11 protein-coding genes are annotated in these 14795 nt (G+C 72.9%); 9 read left to right on the top strand and 2 right to left on the bottom strand.

Annotated elements, in window-relative coordinates:
* Positions 1-5 precede the first annotated feature (5 nt).
* The 7 genes from ACWED2_RS07060 to ACWED2_RS07030 all read left to right on the top strand — a co-directional run bounded on the left by ACWED2_RS07060 (position 6) and on the right by ACWED2_RS07030 (position 8093).
* A complete protein-coding gene (locus ACWED2_RS07060) occupies positions 6-1445 on the top strand; it encodes an AMP-binding protein (protein ID WP_449689517.1) in 1440 nt (479 codons plus the stop codon).
* Positions 1438-2697 (top strand): ATP-grasp domain-containing protein, encoded by a 1260-nt coding sequence (locus ACWED2_RS07055; protein ID WP_449689516.1) that lies wholly within the window; start codon positions 1438-1440, stop codon positions 2695-2697. Before ACWED2_RS07060 ends, ACWED2_RS07055 begins: the two co-directional genes overlap by 8 nt.
* A 2-nt stretch (positions 2698-2699) precedes the next feature.
* Complete coding sequence (locus ACWED2_RS07050; RefSeq protein ID WP_449689515.1) at positions 2700-3632, top strand: hypothetical protein; 933 nt, start codon at positions 2700-2702, stop codon at positions 3630-3632.
* A 158-nt stretch (positions 3633-3790) separates the two neighbouring features.
* Positions 3791-4972 carry an acyl-CoA dehydrogenase gene (locus ACWED2_RS07045; RefSeq protein WP_449689514.1) on the top strand — a complete coding sequence of 394 codons (1182 nt, stop codon included), beginning with the start codon at positions 3791-3793 and terminating at the stop codon, positions 4970-4972.
* A gap of 47 nt (positions 4973-5019) precedes the next feature.
* Positions 5020-6189: an epoxide hydrolase family protein gene (locus tag ACWED2_RS07040; RefSeq protein ID WP_449689513.1), complete on the top strand. Its 1170-nt coding sequence runs from the start codon at positions 5020-5022 to the stop codon at positions 6187-6189.
* A complete protein-coding gene (locus ACWED2_RS07035; RefSeq protein WP_449689512.1) occupies positions 6186-7553 on the top strand; it encodes an FAD-dependent oxidoreductase in 1368 nt (455 codons plus the stop codon). The genes ACWED2_RS07040 and ACWED2_RS07035 overlap by 4 nt, the downstream gene beginning before the upstream one ends.
* 141 nt (positions 7554-7694) lie before the next feature.
* Positions 7695-8093, top strand: coding sequence for a VOC family protein (locus ACWED2_RS07030; RefSeq protein WP_449689511.1), 399 nt, complete (start codon positions 7695-7697; stop codon positions 8091-8093).
* A gap of 103 nt (positions 8094-8196) precedes the next feature.
* On the opposite strand, the gene ACWED2_RS07025 is transcribed toward ACWED2_RS07030, so the two are convergent.
* Together ACWED2_RS07025 and ACWED2_RS07020 are read right to left on the bottom strand one after the other, a co-directional pair.
* Complete coding sequence (locus ACWED2_RS07025) at positions 8197-10509, bottom strand: acyltransferase domain-containing protein (protein ID WP_449689510.1); 2313 nt, start codon at positions 10507-10509, stop codon at positions 8197-8199.
* Between the two features lie 23 nt (positions 10510-10532).
* A complete protein-coding gene (locus ACWED2_RS07020) occupies positions 10533-11891 on the bottom strand; it encodes a condensation domain-containing protein (RefSeq protein WP_449689509.1) in 1359 nt (452 codons plus the stop codon).
* Positions 11892-12121: 230 nt separating this feature from the next.
* On the opposite strand from ACWED2_RS07020, the gene ACWED2_RS07015 reads away from it, so the two are divergent.
* Together ACWED2_RS07015 and ACWED2_RS07010 are read left to right on the top strand one after the other, a co-directional pair.
* Positions 12122-12361, top strand: a complete 240-nt coding sequence (locus tag ACWED2_RS07015) for an acyl carrier protein (RefSeq protein WP_449689508.1) — start codon at positions 12122-12124, stop codon at positions 12359-12361.
* A complete protein-coding gene (locus tag ACWED2_RS07010; RefSeq protein WP_449689507.1) occupies positions 12358-14694 on the top strand; it encodes a lantibiotic dehydratase in 2337 nt (778 codons plus the stop codon). Before ACWED2_RS07015 ends, ACWED2_RS07010 begins: the two co-directional genes overlap by 4 nt.
* The last annotated feature ends 101 nt before the right edge of the window (positions 14695-14795 follow it).

Genomic DNA, 14795 nt, shown 5'->3' with positions numbered 1-14795 from the left:
GGGCCGTGGAAGGAGCAGAGGGCTGCCCGGTCGCGGGCCGGGTGCGGGAGATCGTCCGGCGCCACGGTGACCGCACGGCCGTGTGCGCGCCCGACGGAGAGCTTTCCTACACCGGCCTGTGGGAGCGGGCCGTCGAGTGGCGGCAGCGGTGTGAAGCCGCCGGGCTGCCCGCCGGCGCGCTGGTGTGCGTGGTCTCGGACGGGAACGCCGAGCTGCCCGCCGTCTTCCTCGGGCTGCGGGCAGCGGGCTTGGTGCCGCTGCTCGTCGACGCACTGCTCCCGGCGGCCCACGTCGAATCGGTGATCGGCCGCGCCAAACCGGCGGCCGTCGTCACGTGCCCGGGCGGCGAGATCCGCCCGGTGTTCCCGGCGGCGGAGCGCCGCCTGCCACCCGAGGCCGGGTACGTGACCTTCTCCTCCGGCAGCCAAGGCGCCCCGAAGGCCATCGTCGGCCAGGCCCGCGGCCTGCTCCGCTTCGTCGACTGGGAGGCGGCGGAGGTCGGCGGCGGACCGGGCACCCGCACGGCCATGCTGACGTCGCCGTCGTTCGACGTCGTCTTCCGCGATCTCCTGCTGCCGCTGTGCACCGGCGGCGAGCTGCACATCGCCGGCAGCGCGATCCGCACGTCGCCCGGACGGGTACTGGCCTGGCTGGCCGCGCACGAAATCGAGGTCCTGCACGCGGTGCCGAGCCTCGCCACGCGCTGGGCCGACGCGGCGCCCTCGGCCCGGGTCGCCGGGCTGCGGGCGACGCTGCTCGCCGGTGAGCCGCTGCACGACCGGCACGTCACCCGCTGGCGGTCGGTCGCACCGTCGACCCGGGTGTTCAACCTGTACGGGCCGTCCGAAACCACCCTGGCCAAGTTCTGCCACGAGGTCGCGGCCGACCCGCCGCCCGGCGTGCAGCCGGTCGGCAGACCGCTGCCGGGGACGACCTTCACCCTGGAACCGGTGGCCGGCGAGCCCGCCGCCCGGCGGGTGGTCATCAGCAGCCCCGACGGCTCGCTCGGCTACCTGGCCGGGACCTGCGGGCCGGCGGACGAGCGGCGGCTGACCCGGGAGTCCGGGGTGACGCGCTTCGCCACCCAGGACCGCGGCGAGCCGGACGGTGACGGTGGCCTGGTGATCGGCGGCCGCCTCGACACACTCGTGAAGCGCAACGGCACCCTGGTCGACATCGCGCGGATCGAAACGGCCGCGGCCGCCCTGCCGGACCTGCGCACCGCCTGCTGCGTGCAGCTGGTGCCCAGCGGCCGGATCGTGCTCGCCGTCGAGTGCGCGGACCCCGCCGAAGCCGGCCAGGTCCGTCGCCGGCTGCGGCCCCGGCTCGGCATGGAACTGCCCGACGAGGTCCGGGTGCTGCCCGCCCTGCCGTTGCTGCCCGGGGGAAAGGTCGACCGCCGGACGGTGCGGTCCCTGCTCGAAGGTGAGGAAGCCGTTGCCTGACCGCGAGATCCTGCTGTGCAAGTGGCAGCCCGAGCTGCTCGCGGCGCTCGTGGACCTCGGTGCGCGCGTGTACCTCGTGCTCGACCGGTACGACCGGTTCGACGAGACTGCCGGTGGCCCGATGACGGCGCGGTGCGAACGCGTCTACCGGATCGGCAGCTTCGACTCCCTGGAGGAGCTCGCCGCGGTCGCCGTCGACCTCCGCCTGCGCGGCGCGGCCGTCGAACGAGTGGTCAGCCAGAGCGAACTCAGCCAGTCCGGTGCCCGGCACCTGGAGTTGCTGCTCGGTCTCGGCGGCGACCCGGTCGCCCACGTCGCGCACCGGGACAAGCGGCTCATGAAGCAGCGGGTCCGGGCGGCCGGGGTGCCGGCCGCGCGGTTCCGGTCCGTGCCGGACCCGGCCGACGGCGAGGCGATCGCCGCGGCCCGGCGCGACCTCGGCCCGCGGCTGGTCGTCAAGCCGGCCGCGGGCTTCGGCTCGATGAGCACCGTCCGGGTGGGGCCCGGTGACGACCTCGCCGAGGTGATCGCCGGCTTCGGCTTCGACCCGGTGCTGCGGTCGCGGCAGCTCATCGTCGAGGAATGGGTGACCGGCGAGGAGCTCGCGGTCGACGCGCTGTGGGCCGGGGGCCGCCCGCTGTCGTTCGTCGTGCACGGGTACCACGAGCCGCGCCTCAACATGACCGATCCGTCCAGTATGGACGGTTCGCGGATCCTGCCCCGCGAGGACCACCAGGAGCTTTACGACCGGCTCCTGGCCCTGCAGCTGCGCGTCAACGAGGCGCTGGGCATCACCGACCACGCGACGCACATGGAGGTGTTCCGCCGCCCGGACGGCGAGCTCGTCTTCTCCGAGATCGCCAACCGGGTGGGCGGCGGGTGGATCTACGGCATGCTCGGCGCCCACTACGGCCGGTCGATCTGGCGGGTGCTCGCGGAGGTGATCCTCCACGGCACCTGCCCGGCCGCGGAACCGCGCCGCCGGTACGTCGGTGCGGTGCACGTGCGGCCGGCTCACCCGGGGACGATCACGCACTTCCCGGCGGACGCCGAACTGGCGGCGTTCCCGGGCGTGCTCGGCTGGTGGAGCGTCCGCAAGGCCGGCGACCGCGCGCGGCTGAGCCACCCGTCCGACTTCTACCTCCACATCGTGCTGGGGGCCGACACCGAGGCCGAGTTGTCGGCGCTGTGCGCCCGGGCGGTCGGCCGCTTCGCCATCACGACGGAGCCGGAACTGCGGCGGACGGGGTGAGCATGCGCGCGTACGAAGACACCGGCGTCGACGTCGCCGAGGTGGGCGATCTGGGACAGCTGGCGCCGGCCGGCACCGGCCCCGGCCACCCGCACGTGCTGCGGGTGCGCTCGATCGGCCCGGACTGGCGTGCCTGCCACGACCTCGGCGTGGTCGTGCGGCCGGCCTGGGTGCACTGGGTGCTGCCGGCCGGCGACGGGGCCGGCGGAATGCTGGCCGGGCAGTCCCGGCAGCAGCGGTCGCGGACGCGCGGCGCGGCCCGCACCCTGGCGGGCCTGGCACGCGAGCTGCACGAACCGGTCGGCGCCGCGGTGTTCGCCGAGTGGGCCGAGCTCTACACCGCCCAGGTGCGCCGCATGAAGTTCGGCCGCAACCTGGCGGCGATCTTCCGGCGGGAGCTGCTCGCGCCGGACTCCGCCGCCCTGTTGCTGGGCTGGCGTCGTGACGGCAGGCTCGTGTGCGGCTGCGTGGCCGAGGTCGACCCCGTGCGGTCGGCGCTCGTCACGCGGTTCAGCGCGGTGGCACCGCACGAACGGGCGGCCGAACTCCCGCGGGGCATGTACGCGGCGCTCGCGGACCTGGCCGCGGAGCGTGGGCTGCGCTGGGTCACGGCCGGCAACGACGTGAACTTCTACGGCGCATTGCACCGCCCCGGCCTGTGCGCGTTCAAGCTCCGGCTCGGTTTCCGGCCGGTGCCCGGCGACCTGTTCGGGCGGGTTCCCGAGCGCACGTTCGCGGAGCGGGTGACGAACCTGGCCGGCCTCGAGCCACCGGTCCTCCGGTTCGGTTACCGGCGAGCCCGGTCCACGACGGCGGGGATCGACGACTTCCTGGCCGGATCGGACCGGCTGGACCTGGTGTCGGTGTCCCCGCCGGGCCCGCCGAACCCGGTTCTCACGTCCCTGCCCGGCCACCGGGGCATGGTGCTCGCCTGAGGTCCGCTGCGCCGGAACTCCTTGCGGAGCAAGCGGAAACCGGGATCGGCAATCGAGGAGATGCGGGAAATGCCGAGCGCGAGCACTTTTGAGAAGGGCGTAATTCCGGTGAACGCCGCGACTCCGTTCGCCACCCTGAACCGACGAAAGGAAATCGCATGACTGCGACAGCCCCAGCGGCGGAAGGCATCAAGGCCAGGATCACCGAGGCACTGCCACAGCTGGCCGCGAACGCCACGTGGGCTGACGAAAACCGGCGGCTGCACGAGGAAACCGTCGGCCTGCTGGAGGAATCCGGCGTGCTGCGCATGCGCGTGCCGGTTCGCTACGGCGGTCACGAGACCAGCAGCCGCGAGCTGTTCGAAACCCTCGCCCAGCTGGCGCGCGGCGACGGTGCGGCGGCGTGGAACACCGCGGTCTGGTCGATGTGCGCCTGGCTGACCGGGCTGTTCCCGGACGCGGTCCAGGACGAGGTCTTCGCCGAGCCGGACGTCCGGATCTGCGGGGTGCTGAGCCCGACCGCCGTCGCCCGCCCCGACGGGGGCGACCTCGTGATCGACGGTAGCTGGAAGTTCATCAGCGGCTCCCTGCACAGCCAGTGGCAGATCGTCCTGGCGATGGCGCCGACACCCGACGGCGCGTCGATGTGGCCGGTGATGGCGCTGGTTCCGCTGTCCGAGCTGCAGATCCACGACGACTGGTTCAGCTCCGGCCTGCGGGGCACGGGAAGCGTGACCACCGCCGCGGAGGGGGTCCGGGTGCCGATGGCCCGGGTCCTGCCCATGCCGCTGATCTTGCAGGAGCAGTACGCGACGCAGGCCAACCTCGCCTCGCCCGTCTGGCGCGGCCCGATGATGGCCACCGGGTCGTCCTGCTTCGTCGGCGCGGCGACCGGGATGGCGCAGGCGGCGCTCGCCGGGTTCCTCGAAAGCGTCCCGAACCGCAAGATCACCTACACCGCGTACGAAAACCAGGCCGAGGCGCCGGTGACGCACTTCCAGGCCGCCGAGGCGTCGTACCTGGTGGACGAGACCGAGTTCCACGGGCTGCGGCTGGCCGACCGGCTCGACCGCAAGGGCGCGGCCGGCGAACCGTGGTCGCTCCAGGAGAAGGTAGCGGCGCGGGCGGCGCTCGGCCGCGTGTTCCGGCTCGCCGAGCGCGCCGTGGACGTCGTGGCGAGCGGCAGCGGCGGCAGTTCCCTCTACCGGTCGGTGCCGGTGCAGCGGATCCGCCGCGACGTGCAGGCGCTCAACCTGCACGCCCTGATGCACCCGGACACGAACGCCGAGCTGTACGGGCGGGCGCTCTGCGGACTCGAGCCGAACACGGCCTACCTGTGACCACCGACGGCCGGGGCACCGGCCGCAGCACCCACCGGGAAGCGACCATGCATTCCTTTCGCGCGCACTTCCCCGAGGAAAGCCTCGAGGACCTCCGGCAGCGGCTCGCCCGGACGCGGTTGCCCGACGAGGTCGACGGCAGCGGCTGGAGCCGGGGCGTCCCGGCCGGGTACCTGCGTGAGCTGATCGACCACTGGCAGCACGGGTTCGACTGGCGGGCGGTCGAAGACCGGCTCAACGCCCACCCGCAGCTGCTCACCGAGATCGACGGGACGCTGGTCCACCTGATCCACGTCCGGTCGCCCGAGCCGGATGCAGTCCCGCTGCTCATCACGCACGGATGGCCGGGGTCGGTGCTCGAGTTCCTCGACGTGATCGGGCCGCTCACCGACCCCCGGGCACACGGGGGCGACCCCGCCCGGGCGTTCCACGTCGTCCTGCCGTCGATCCCCGGCTTCGGCCTGTCCTCCCCGCTGGGCGAGCCGGGCTGCGACGTGGCACGGGTGGCGGGCCTCTGGATCGAGCTCATGGCGCGGCTCGGCTACGAGCGCTACGTGCTCCAGGGCGGGGATCTCGGCACGTTCGTCACCCTGGCCGCCGCGGCCATGGACCCGGAACACGTCCTCGGGGCGCACCTGAACTTCCTGGTCACCCCGCCGTCCGGGCCGGAGGACCTCGACGGCCTCGCCGAAGCGGACCTGGCCCGCCTCGGCCGGCTGTCGGAGTTCTTCGAGAGCGGTTCGGCGTACATGCGGGTGCAGGCCACCCGGCCGCAGACCATCGCCTACTCGCTCACGGATTCGCCGGCCGGCCAGCTGGCGTGGGTCGTCGAGAAGTACCGGGAGTGGTCCGGCTGCGCGGAGCGGCCGGAAGAGGTCATCGACCGTGACGACATCCTGGCGAACGTGACGCTCACCTGGCTGACCGCCACGGCCGGCTCGGCGGCGAACTTCTACTACGAAATCGCCGACCAGATGCCCGGCGCGCCCGGCGCGGGTGCGATGCCCCCGCCGCTCGTGCCCGTCGCCGTGTCGGTCTACCCGGGCGACCCGGCGCCGCCGGTCCGGGCGCTGGCCGAGCGGATGATCCCGAAGATCGTCCAGTGGCGCGAACACGAGCGCGGCGGGCACTTCCCGTCCCTCGAGCAGCCGGAGCTCTACGTCCAGGACCTGCGGGACTTCGCCGCCACCCTCGCCCCCGAAGGAGACGCACGGTGACCGGGCCGAAGCCGCGGCGCGCGGTCGTCCTGGGCGGCAGCATCGCCGGCCTGCTCTCCGCGCGGGTGCTGGCCGACCACTACACCGAGGTGCTGGTCGTCGACCGCGATCAGTTCGGGGACACCGGCTCACCGCGCCGCGCGGCACCGCAGGGGCACCACGTGCACGGCCTGCTGGCGCGCGGGCACGAGATCATCGAAGGCCTGTTTCCCGGTCTCACCGCGGAACTGGTGGCCGACGGGGTGCCGATCGGCGACTTCGGGACCAGCCTCGGCTGGTACTTCGACGGCCGGATGATGCGCCGGACGGCCACCGGGCTGACGTGCATCTCGCCCTCGCGGCCGATGCTCGAGCAGCGGGTGCGGCGCCGGGTGCGGGCCCTGCCGAACGTCGGGTTCGCGGAGCACACCGACATCGCCGGGCTGGTCACGGATCCGGGCCGCCGTGCGGTCACCGGGGTCCGGGTGCAGAGCCGCGACGGCGGCCCCGAGCGGGTCGTCGAAGCCGCCCTGGTCGTCGACGCCTCCGGCAAGGGGTCCCGGGCGACCGGCTGGCTGGCGGAGCTGGGCATGCCCGAGGTTCCCGAAGAGCGCGTCAAGATCGACATCACCTACACGACGTGCGATTTCGAGGGCCCGTTGACGCCGGACCCGATCGGCGACGGGGTCGCGGAGGTCTGCGTGGCCACGCCGGCCAACCCGCGAGGGGCCACGTTGGCGCGGCTCGCCGACCGGTATTCGCTTTCGCTGTACGGGATCCTGGGCGACCGCCCGCCCCGGGACCCGGCGGGGTTCCTCGCGTTCGCCGAGACGCTCGCGGTGCCCACGATCCACGCCGCGGTGCGCGGGGCGCGGCGTCTCACCGACCCGGTCTCCTACCACTACCCGGCGAGCGTCCGCCACCGGTTCGAGGCGCTGCCCGAGCCGCCGGACGGGTTCTTGGTCGTCGGCGACGCGGCCTGTTCGTTCAACCCCATCTACGCGCAGGGGATGACGGTCGCGGCGCTGGGCGCGGACGTGCTCTCCCGGCACGTCGGCGGAGGGCGTGAACCACGACCGCGCGCCTACTTCCGCGACCTGGCCAAGGTGAACGACGCGCCGTGGGCACTGGCGGCGGGCGGCGACCTCGGCTTCCCGGGCACCGTCGGGCGCCGGACGCTCGGCGTGCGGATCGCCAACGCCTACGTCCCGCGCCTGCGCACCGCGGCGGTCAACGACGCGGAGCTCACGAAAGCGTTCTTGCGCACCGCCGGCCTGGTCGACCCGCCGCAGGCGGTCATGCGGCCCGGCGTGGTGCGGCGGGTCTTCTTCGGCGGCCGCCGGGGCAGGCCGGGCACCGGCGGCGAGGCGGACGCCGCGGCGTGATCCGCCGGCGTCATCCGGCCGGGCGACATTCTTCTTCCGGCGTGCTCTCCGGCGCCGAACCGGCCGGACCCCGGCGGCGCGCGGGTACTTTGTTCCCTGCGGCCACGACCACTTGACCACCGCCCGAAGGAAGGGATCATCTTGATCAAGGGACTGAGCAAGGTCGACGTCATCACGCTGTTCGTCGAGGACCTCGCTCCGGCGAAGGCGTTCTACCAGGACGTCTTCGGACTGGAAGTGGTCTACGAGGACGACGTCTCGGCCGTCGTCAAACTGGACAACCTGCTGATCAACCTCCTGCACAAGGACAACGCCCCGACGCTGGTCGAGCCGGCCGAGGTCGGCGCCGCCGACCGCGGTGCCCGGCTGCTGCTGACGATCGAGGTGGAGGACGCGAACGCCACCTGCGCCGAGCTGGAGAAGCACGGCGTCAAACTGCTGAACGGCCCGACGGACCGCCCGTGGGCCCGCCGCACCGCGGCGTTCGCCGACCCGGCGGGCAACGTCTGGGAGATCGCCCAGGTGCTCCCCGAGAACTGACGCGAACGAGAAAAGCGACCGGCCGCTTCGGCGGCCGGTCGCTTTTTGTGTTTCCTCGCTTGGTGTTCCTGGCCCCGCTGTGGCCGGGGCCCCGCCGGACGGGTCAGCACCCGAGCCGGTCGCCGTCGGCTTCCGGCCCGTGCTGGAACGGGTAGGTCGGCAGGGGAAGCGGATCGGTCCGCTCGCTCTCGTAGAGGGCGGCCCAGTCGACCGGAACGCCGCGGACGTGCAGCCGCAGCAAGGTGTCCAGCAGCGCCCGCCGCTCGTCCACCTGCTTGCGCAGGGATCCGACGGCCAGTGCGGTGAGGCCCGGGACCGTGTCGAGGGTCTGCTGGACCGGGGTCGTCAGGATCGGGTGGGTGCTCACCTCGAGGAACGTGGTGTGCCCGGACCGCACGAGCTCCTGGATCCCCTCGTGGAAGAACACCGGCTCGCGCATGTTCGCGTACCAGAAGCCCGCGTCGAGCGCCGGTCCGTCGACCCAGCCGCGTGCGGCGGGCGAGTAGAGGGGGATCGACGGTGGTTTCGGTCGCAGCGGGGCGAGGTCCGCGAGGACGGTGGCGCGGATGCGCTCGACGATGGCGGTGTGGGTCGCCGTGTCCGTGGCGATCCGCCTGACGCGCACATCGCGTTGCCCGCAGCGGCGTTCGAACTCCTCGACGAGCGCGGTGTCGCCGCCCACCACCACCGAAGCGGGGCCGTTGACCGCGGTGATCCCGATGTGCCCGGAGAAGCCCGCCAGCACGGCGGTCACCTCGGCCGGCTCGAGGGAAACCGAAACCATGGCGCCGCGCCCGGCCAGTTCGCGGGCGATCGCCTGGCTGCGGAGCGCGATGACCCGCGCCGCGTCGGGCAGGGACAGCGCACCGGCGACGTAGCCGGCCGCGATCTCGCCCTGCGAGTGGCCGACGACGGCGTCCGGGACGATGCCCAGATGCCGCCAGACGGCGGCGAGGCCGACCATGACCGCGAAGGTGACCGGCTGCACCACGTCGATGCGGTCGAGCGAAGGCGCGCCCGCGGCGCCCCGCAGGACGTCGAGTACCGACCAGCCGGTGTACTCGGCCAGGCAGCCGGTGCATTCGTCGACGGCGCTGCGGAAGGCGGGCGAGGTTTCGAGCAGCCGGGCGCCCATGCCGGGCCACTGCGCGCCCTGACCGGGGAAGACGAAGACCGTGCGGCCGGCCAGGTCGGCGACGCCGCGGGTCAGCCCCGGCGCCGGACTGCCGTCGAGCCACTTGGCGAGGACCGCGGCCGCGCGCTCGTGGTCGGCGACGGCGAGGCGGACCGGCAGGTGCTCGCGCCGCGCCGCGAGGGTGTGGCCGACCGCCTTCGGGTCCGTTCCCGGGTGCGCGTCGAGGAAGCCGAGCAGCTGCCGGACGCGGTCGCGCAGGGCGTTCCGGTCAGCCGCCGACAGCAGCCACGGTATTCCGGCGAGCGCACCCTCGGCGGCCGCTCCCGCCCCGGGACTCTCCGGCGGCGGAGGCTCTTCCAGGAGCACGTGGATCGTCGTGCCGTCGGACCCGTGGGCCGAGAGCCCGGTCCGGCGCGGCCGGTGGCCCGGCCACCCGCGGCCGGCCGCGTCGGCGTCACCGGGTCCGGCATCCGGCGTCCGGTGCGCGGCCGGCGGAACGACCCCCGCCACGAGCGCGCACACCGCCTGGATGACCGCCACACCCCCGACGTTCCCGGAGGTGGCCGCGCGAACTTCGACGACCTCGGCGTCACCCGGTGCCAGACCGGCGTCCGCCAGCGCCCGCCCGGCGGCTTTCCGCTGCGCGTCCCCGGACACACCCCGGGCGAGAGAACAGCCGCTGACGATCGCGAGCGGACGGTGCCCGCTGTTCACCGCGTCCGAAAGCCGCTCCAGCAGCAGGGTGGTCACTCCCTCGGCCCCGGCGGCTTCGCAGACCGTCGCGAACGTGGTTTCCCGGTGCCGCAGCGACTGGACGGCAAGGTGCAGCGCCGCCAGCGGCGGCGCGTCCGCCCCGACCGTGACGGTGGGTCCCCCGGCGTGCACCGCACCGGCCACGAACCCGGCGGCCCGGCCGTTCGTGAGGCCGTCGGGCGCCGGGCGGGCGGCCGCGTCGGTGGCGCTCGCCGTGGCGAAGACGCCGGCCCGTCGCCCGCCGACCGTCGAAGGGGGGATGCCGGCGCGTTCGAACGCCTCCCAGGCCGTCTCCACGAGCATCCGCCGCTGCGGGTCCACCGCGCGCGCCTCGTCGGGGGACAGCCCGAACAGGGCGGCGTCGAGCCCGGCGGCCGGCTCGAGCGAGCCCGGTCCGGAGCCCGGGCCGCCGGCGAGCGCGAGTTCCCACAGCCGCTCCGGGGAGTCCGTTCCGCCGGGCAGGCGACAGGCCATCCCGACGATGGCGACGGGTTCACCGGCGGCGGTCAAGGTGGTGTCGAGGGTCATGCGTCGCTCCCTTGAGGCGGCCGTCAGAACGTCTTCCAGAACCGGTCCGGCTCGGCGAGCAGCGCGGTGAGGAGTTCCTGGTACCCCGTCGTCCACCCGGTGATCGTGGCCGGGTCGAACTCGTCCGGGTTGAACTGCACGCAGCCGCTCAGCGCGCCGGAGGGCAGCGTCTGCAGCGTCCAGGCGGCGCCGCCCGGCATTTCCTGGCTGACGGAGCCGGCGGTGGCCGCGCCGCGGATTTCCTGCGCGCCGCCGGCCAACGGCAGCACCGGCTCACTGAACGGCGATTGGAAGTAGCCGAAGATGAAGTCGCAGTTGCGCGGATCCGCGAGCGGGGCCATGAGCTCGGGCAGTGCTTGCTCGACGAGCTGGATCGGCACTTCGTTCGAGTAACTGTCGATGCAGGTCCGGCGGGTCCGGTCGACGATGTCGCGGAACGTCACGCAGTCCGCGATGGTCGTGCGGAGGGCGGCGAAGTCGATGAACGAACCGGCGGTGTTCCGGAACCGGCGCTGGGTGCGGCCGTTGACCAGCGTGTTGATCACCGGATCGGTCGTGCCGGTGATCCGGTGCGCGAGCACGCAGAACGCCGCCAGCAGCACCATGAAAGCCGAGCTGCGGGCTTCCCGGGCGAAGGACGCCGCCCGGGCGCTCGTCGCGGCGTCGATCCTGAAGTGGTGCGAGGAGTAGGGCGATACGTGCTGCGGCGGGATCGGCCGGTCGGTCGGCAACGTGAAGATCCGGGCGCCGGCGAGTTTTTCGCGCCAGTAGCCCAGCACCTCGTTGCGCGCGTCACCGGTGCGTTCCCGCTGCCAGGCGGTGTATTCCCGGTAGGGCAGCGCCTCCGGAAGCGGTTCGGTCCGGGCGCCCGTCCGGAGCTGGTAGAGAGCCGCGAGGTCGTGCACGAGCAGCTGCAGCGACCACTGGTCGCACGTCGTGTGGTGGGAAACCAGCGTCAACGCGGAATCCTGATCGTCGAATAGTTGCAGCGTCGCCCGCAACTGGGGCGTCCCGGTGGCGTCGATGGAGCCGGCCTGGGCCTCGAGGAGCAGATCCACCGCGCGTTCGTCGGCAGACCGGCCGGCGTCCGGCCCCGGCTCGCGCACCTCGAGCGGAACCGGCGTGGGCGGGTGCACCCGTTGCCGCGGCGGGGTGCTGTCCCGGTCGATGACCGTGCGCAGCACCTCGTGCCGGCCGACCAGGTCGTTCAGCGCCTGCTGCAGGGCGGCCACGTCGAGGTGACCGGAGATGCGCAGCCCGGTGCTCACGATGAACCGGGGACCGAACGAGCCGGCACCCGCGCCCGCGCACCACAGTTCCTGTTGCGCGGAAATCGGAAAGTACTCGGGGTCGTCTTCGAAGCGCGGGCTGGTGGCTGGCATCGCGTTGAACATCCTTCCGGCCGGAATCGCTTTTTCCGCTGTGCGGGTGCCGCCACTTCGGGCCGGGCCGCCCCCCGCCGAGAACTGTCGCACCGGGCCGCGGGCCGCCTTTCTCCTGGAGTGCGCGAAATCGGGCGCAATCCGGAGGAAGTTTCCCCCGCCGCCGCTGGGACGCTGACCGGGATGGGTTTTCGGGTGAACGTGGTCGGTCGATCCCGGAGAGGGGTGTCATGACAGCGGGTGTGCTTGAAGTGACGTTGTTCGCCTACCGTGAGGTACTGGGCAATCCGGATATCGCCGAAGACGACGATTTCTTCGAGCTGGGCGGTGATTCGGTGCAGGCGATGGACGTGATCGCGCTGGTCGCCGAAACACTGGACGTCGACATCCCGGTCGGGCTGTTCTTCGCCAGCCCCACGCCGGCCGAGCTGGCCGAGGCCGTCGGCACGCCGCCGGGTGCGGTCGCATGAGCTCCGTTTCCGACGACCGGGCGACCCACGTCCAGCTCCCGGACACCGATTGGGCGTTCTGGCGCCCGGTCGCGCTGCGCGCCCCGGGTTTTCCCGCCGACGCGGGGCTGCTCGCCTCGCCCGGGCTGGTCGCGGAAGCCGACGCGGTCGAATCCGGCGACAAGCAGTCCCTCAAAGCGTTCCGCGCGGCGTTCGACGCCGACGGCGACCGGATCGCGGCCCGGCTCGTCGCCCTGATCGACGACCCGCGGTTCCGGCGCGCGCTCGCGTGGCAGAACCACCGGATCTTCGAGACGGCACTGGAGCCCATGCGGCGCAACCTGACGGCCGACCCGGTCCGGCGCCACAGCAAGCAGCGCCAGCGCGAGGACCTGATCGCCAGCTACTGGCACCGGTACTGCCTCAAGAACGACACGATCGGCTTCTTCGGTCCCGTCGGCTGGGGTGCGTTCGACGGGGACGCGGCGGAGACCCGCCTCCGCCCCGGCCGTGATCTCACCTCGTCGTCCGACGTCTTCTTCGAAGCGTGGGCGATCGACCTGCTCACCGAGAAGATCGGCGCCACCCCGGGGATGGCGTCGTGGGTCGCGCCCCGCAAGGTGCCGTTCGTGCGCCTCGACGGCACGCAGGTGGTCGGCCCGAGCCGGCGCCCGATGACCCTGACAGAGGTGGAGGCCGAAGTCCTGCGGTCGAGCACGGGCCTGGAGCCGGCCCGTGCCATCGCGGCCCGGCTCGCCGGGCAGTACCCGGAGACGGAAACCGCCGACGACGTCTACCGGGTCATCGAGCGGCTGGCCAAGAAGCGCCTGCTCGTTTGGAAACTCCAGGTGCCGCTCTCCCCGTACCCCGAGAAGGACCTTCGCGCGTTCCTCGAAGGAATCGGCGACCCCGAAGTCGCCGCGGACGGCCTGGAACGGCTGAGCCTGCTGGAATCCGCCCGGGATCGGGCGTGGGCGGCCGCGGACGGCGACCTGGCCGATTTCGTCTCGGCGCTGCGGCACCTCGACGAGGTCTTCGTCAAGGTCACCGGAGGCCTGCCGAGCCGCAACAGCGGCCAGGCCTACGGCGGCCGGACCCTCGTTTACCACGACGCCCGGCGCGACACCGAATTCGTGTTCGGAGCGGACCTGCTCAGCGCTCTCGCCCCGTTGGGCCCGGTCCTCGACAGCGGCCGGTGGCTCGTCCACCACTTCGGCGCGCGTCTGGAGCGTGAGTTCGGCGAGATCGTGGCCCGGCTCGCGGCGGACGGCGGCCGGGTCGATCTGGCGTCGTTCTGGTTCGAATGCCTGCCGGTGCTGCACCGCAAGAGCCCGGCGATGATCGGCGAGCTGCAGGCCGAGCTGCAGCGGCTCTGGGCCGAGGTCCTCGAGGTACCCGAGGGTGAGTCGCGTGTCCGGCTCGACGGCGAGCAGGTGCGTGAACGCGCGCGTGCGGCGTTCGGTGCCGCCGGCTCCGACTGGTCGGTCGCCCGGTACTGCAGCCCGGACCTGATGATTTCGGCGGTCGACGTGGAAGCGATCCACCGCGGCGAGTTCGAGGTGGTGCTGGGGGAGGCGCACCTCGGGTTCGCCTCGTACCGCCACTACTTGTTCGTCACGCAGCACCCCACGCCCGGCGACCTCTTCGACTGCCTCGACGCGGACTGGCCGGCACCCCGCCTCCTGCCGGTCCAGCCACGCGAAAGCGCGGGCCGGCTCACCATCCGGACCCAGCCGGCGTTGAACCGCGACGAGGACTACCAGGTCGCGCTCTTCGAGCAGACCACCGAGCCGGGACGGCCTCGTGTCCTGCACGCGGCCGACCTCGTCGTCGAGCTCGACGACGGCCGCCCCACGGTCACCCTGCCGGACGGCCGCACGTACCCGGTCCTCGACCTGTTCGCCGAAACCGTGCTCAACACCGTCGTGGACGCGATCACGTTCCTCCCGCCGGCGGACCATCAGCCGCGCATCACGATCGACCGCCTGGTGCTTTCGCGCGAGACCTGGCGCCTGCCCGCCGTTGAGTTGGATTTCGCGCAGTTCACGGACCCGGCGACCCGGTTCGTCGAGACGCGCCGCTGGTGGCGCGGCACGTCGCTGCCCCAGCAGGTGTTCGTGAAGGTGCCGGGCGAGGTCAAGCCGATCTTCGTCGATTTCGAAAACGTGTTCACCATCAACGCGCTCGCGAAGTTCGTCCGCAAACTCCAAGCGACGGACCCCCAGGCCAAGGTGGCCATCAGCGAGATGCTCCCCTCCCTGGACCGGCTCTGGCTGGCCGACCGCGACGGCAATCGGTACACGTCGGAACTGCGCCTCGTGGCTGTGGACCGCACCACGGTGCGAAAGGGGTAGAAGCCGGGCGTCGCGCCGCACTCCGTCCACTCGGGAGTGCGGCTTCGCTCCCTCCCCGGACGGCTGGTGGCCCTCCTCGCCCCGGTCGGCCCAGGTCGCCC

This window comes from Amycolatopsis sp. NPDC005003 (assembly GCF_053600695.1).
This window is presented reverse-complemented; position numbering and strand designations above follow the sequence as displayed.

Excerpts from the sequence above, each read along its gene's own strand:
- ACWED2_RS07050 (WP_449689515.1), top strand. The coding sequence starts at position 2,700 with ATGCGCGCGTACGAAGACACCGGCGTCGACGTCGCCGAGGTGGGCGAT.
- ACWED2_RS07045 (WP_449689514.1), top strand. The coding sequence starts at position 3,791 with ATGACTGCGACAGCCCCAGCGGCGGAAGGCATCAAGGCCAGGATCACC.
- ACWED2_RS07040 (WP_449689513.1), top strand. The coding sequence starts at position 5,020 with ATGCATTCCTTTCGCGCGCACTTCCCCGAGGAAAGCCTCGAGGACCTC.
- ACWED2_RS07025 (WP_449689510.1), bottom strand. The coding sequence starts at position 10,509 with ATGACCCTCGACACCACCTTGACCGCCGCCGGTGAACCCGTCGCCATC.
- ACWED2_RS07020 (WP_449689509.1), bottom strand. The coding sequence starts at position 11,891 with ATGCCAGCCACCAGCCCGCGCTTCGAAGACGACCCCGAGTACTTTCCG.
- ACWED2_RS07015 (WP_449689508.1), top strand. The coding sequence starts at position 12,122 with ATGACAGCGGGTGTGCTTGAAGTGACGTTGTTCGCCTACCGTGAGGTA.
- ACWED2_RS07010 (WP_449689507.1), top strand. The coding sequence starts at position 12,358 with ATGAGCTCCGTTTCCGACGACCGGGCGACCCACGTCCAGCTCCCGGAC.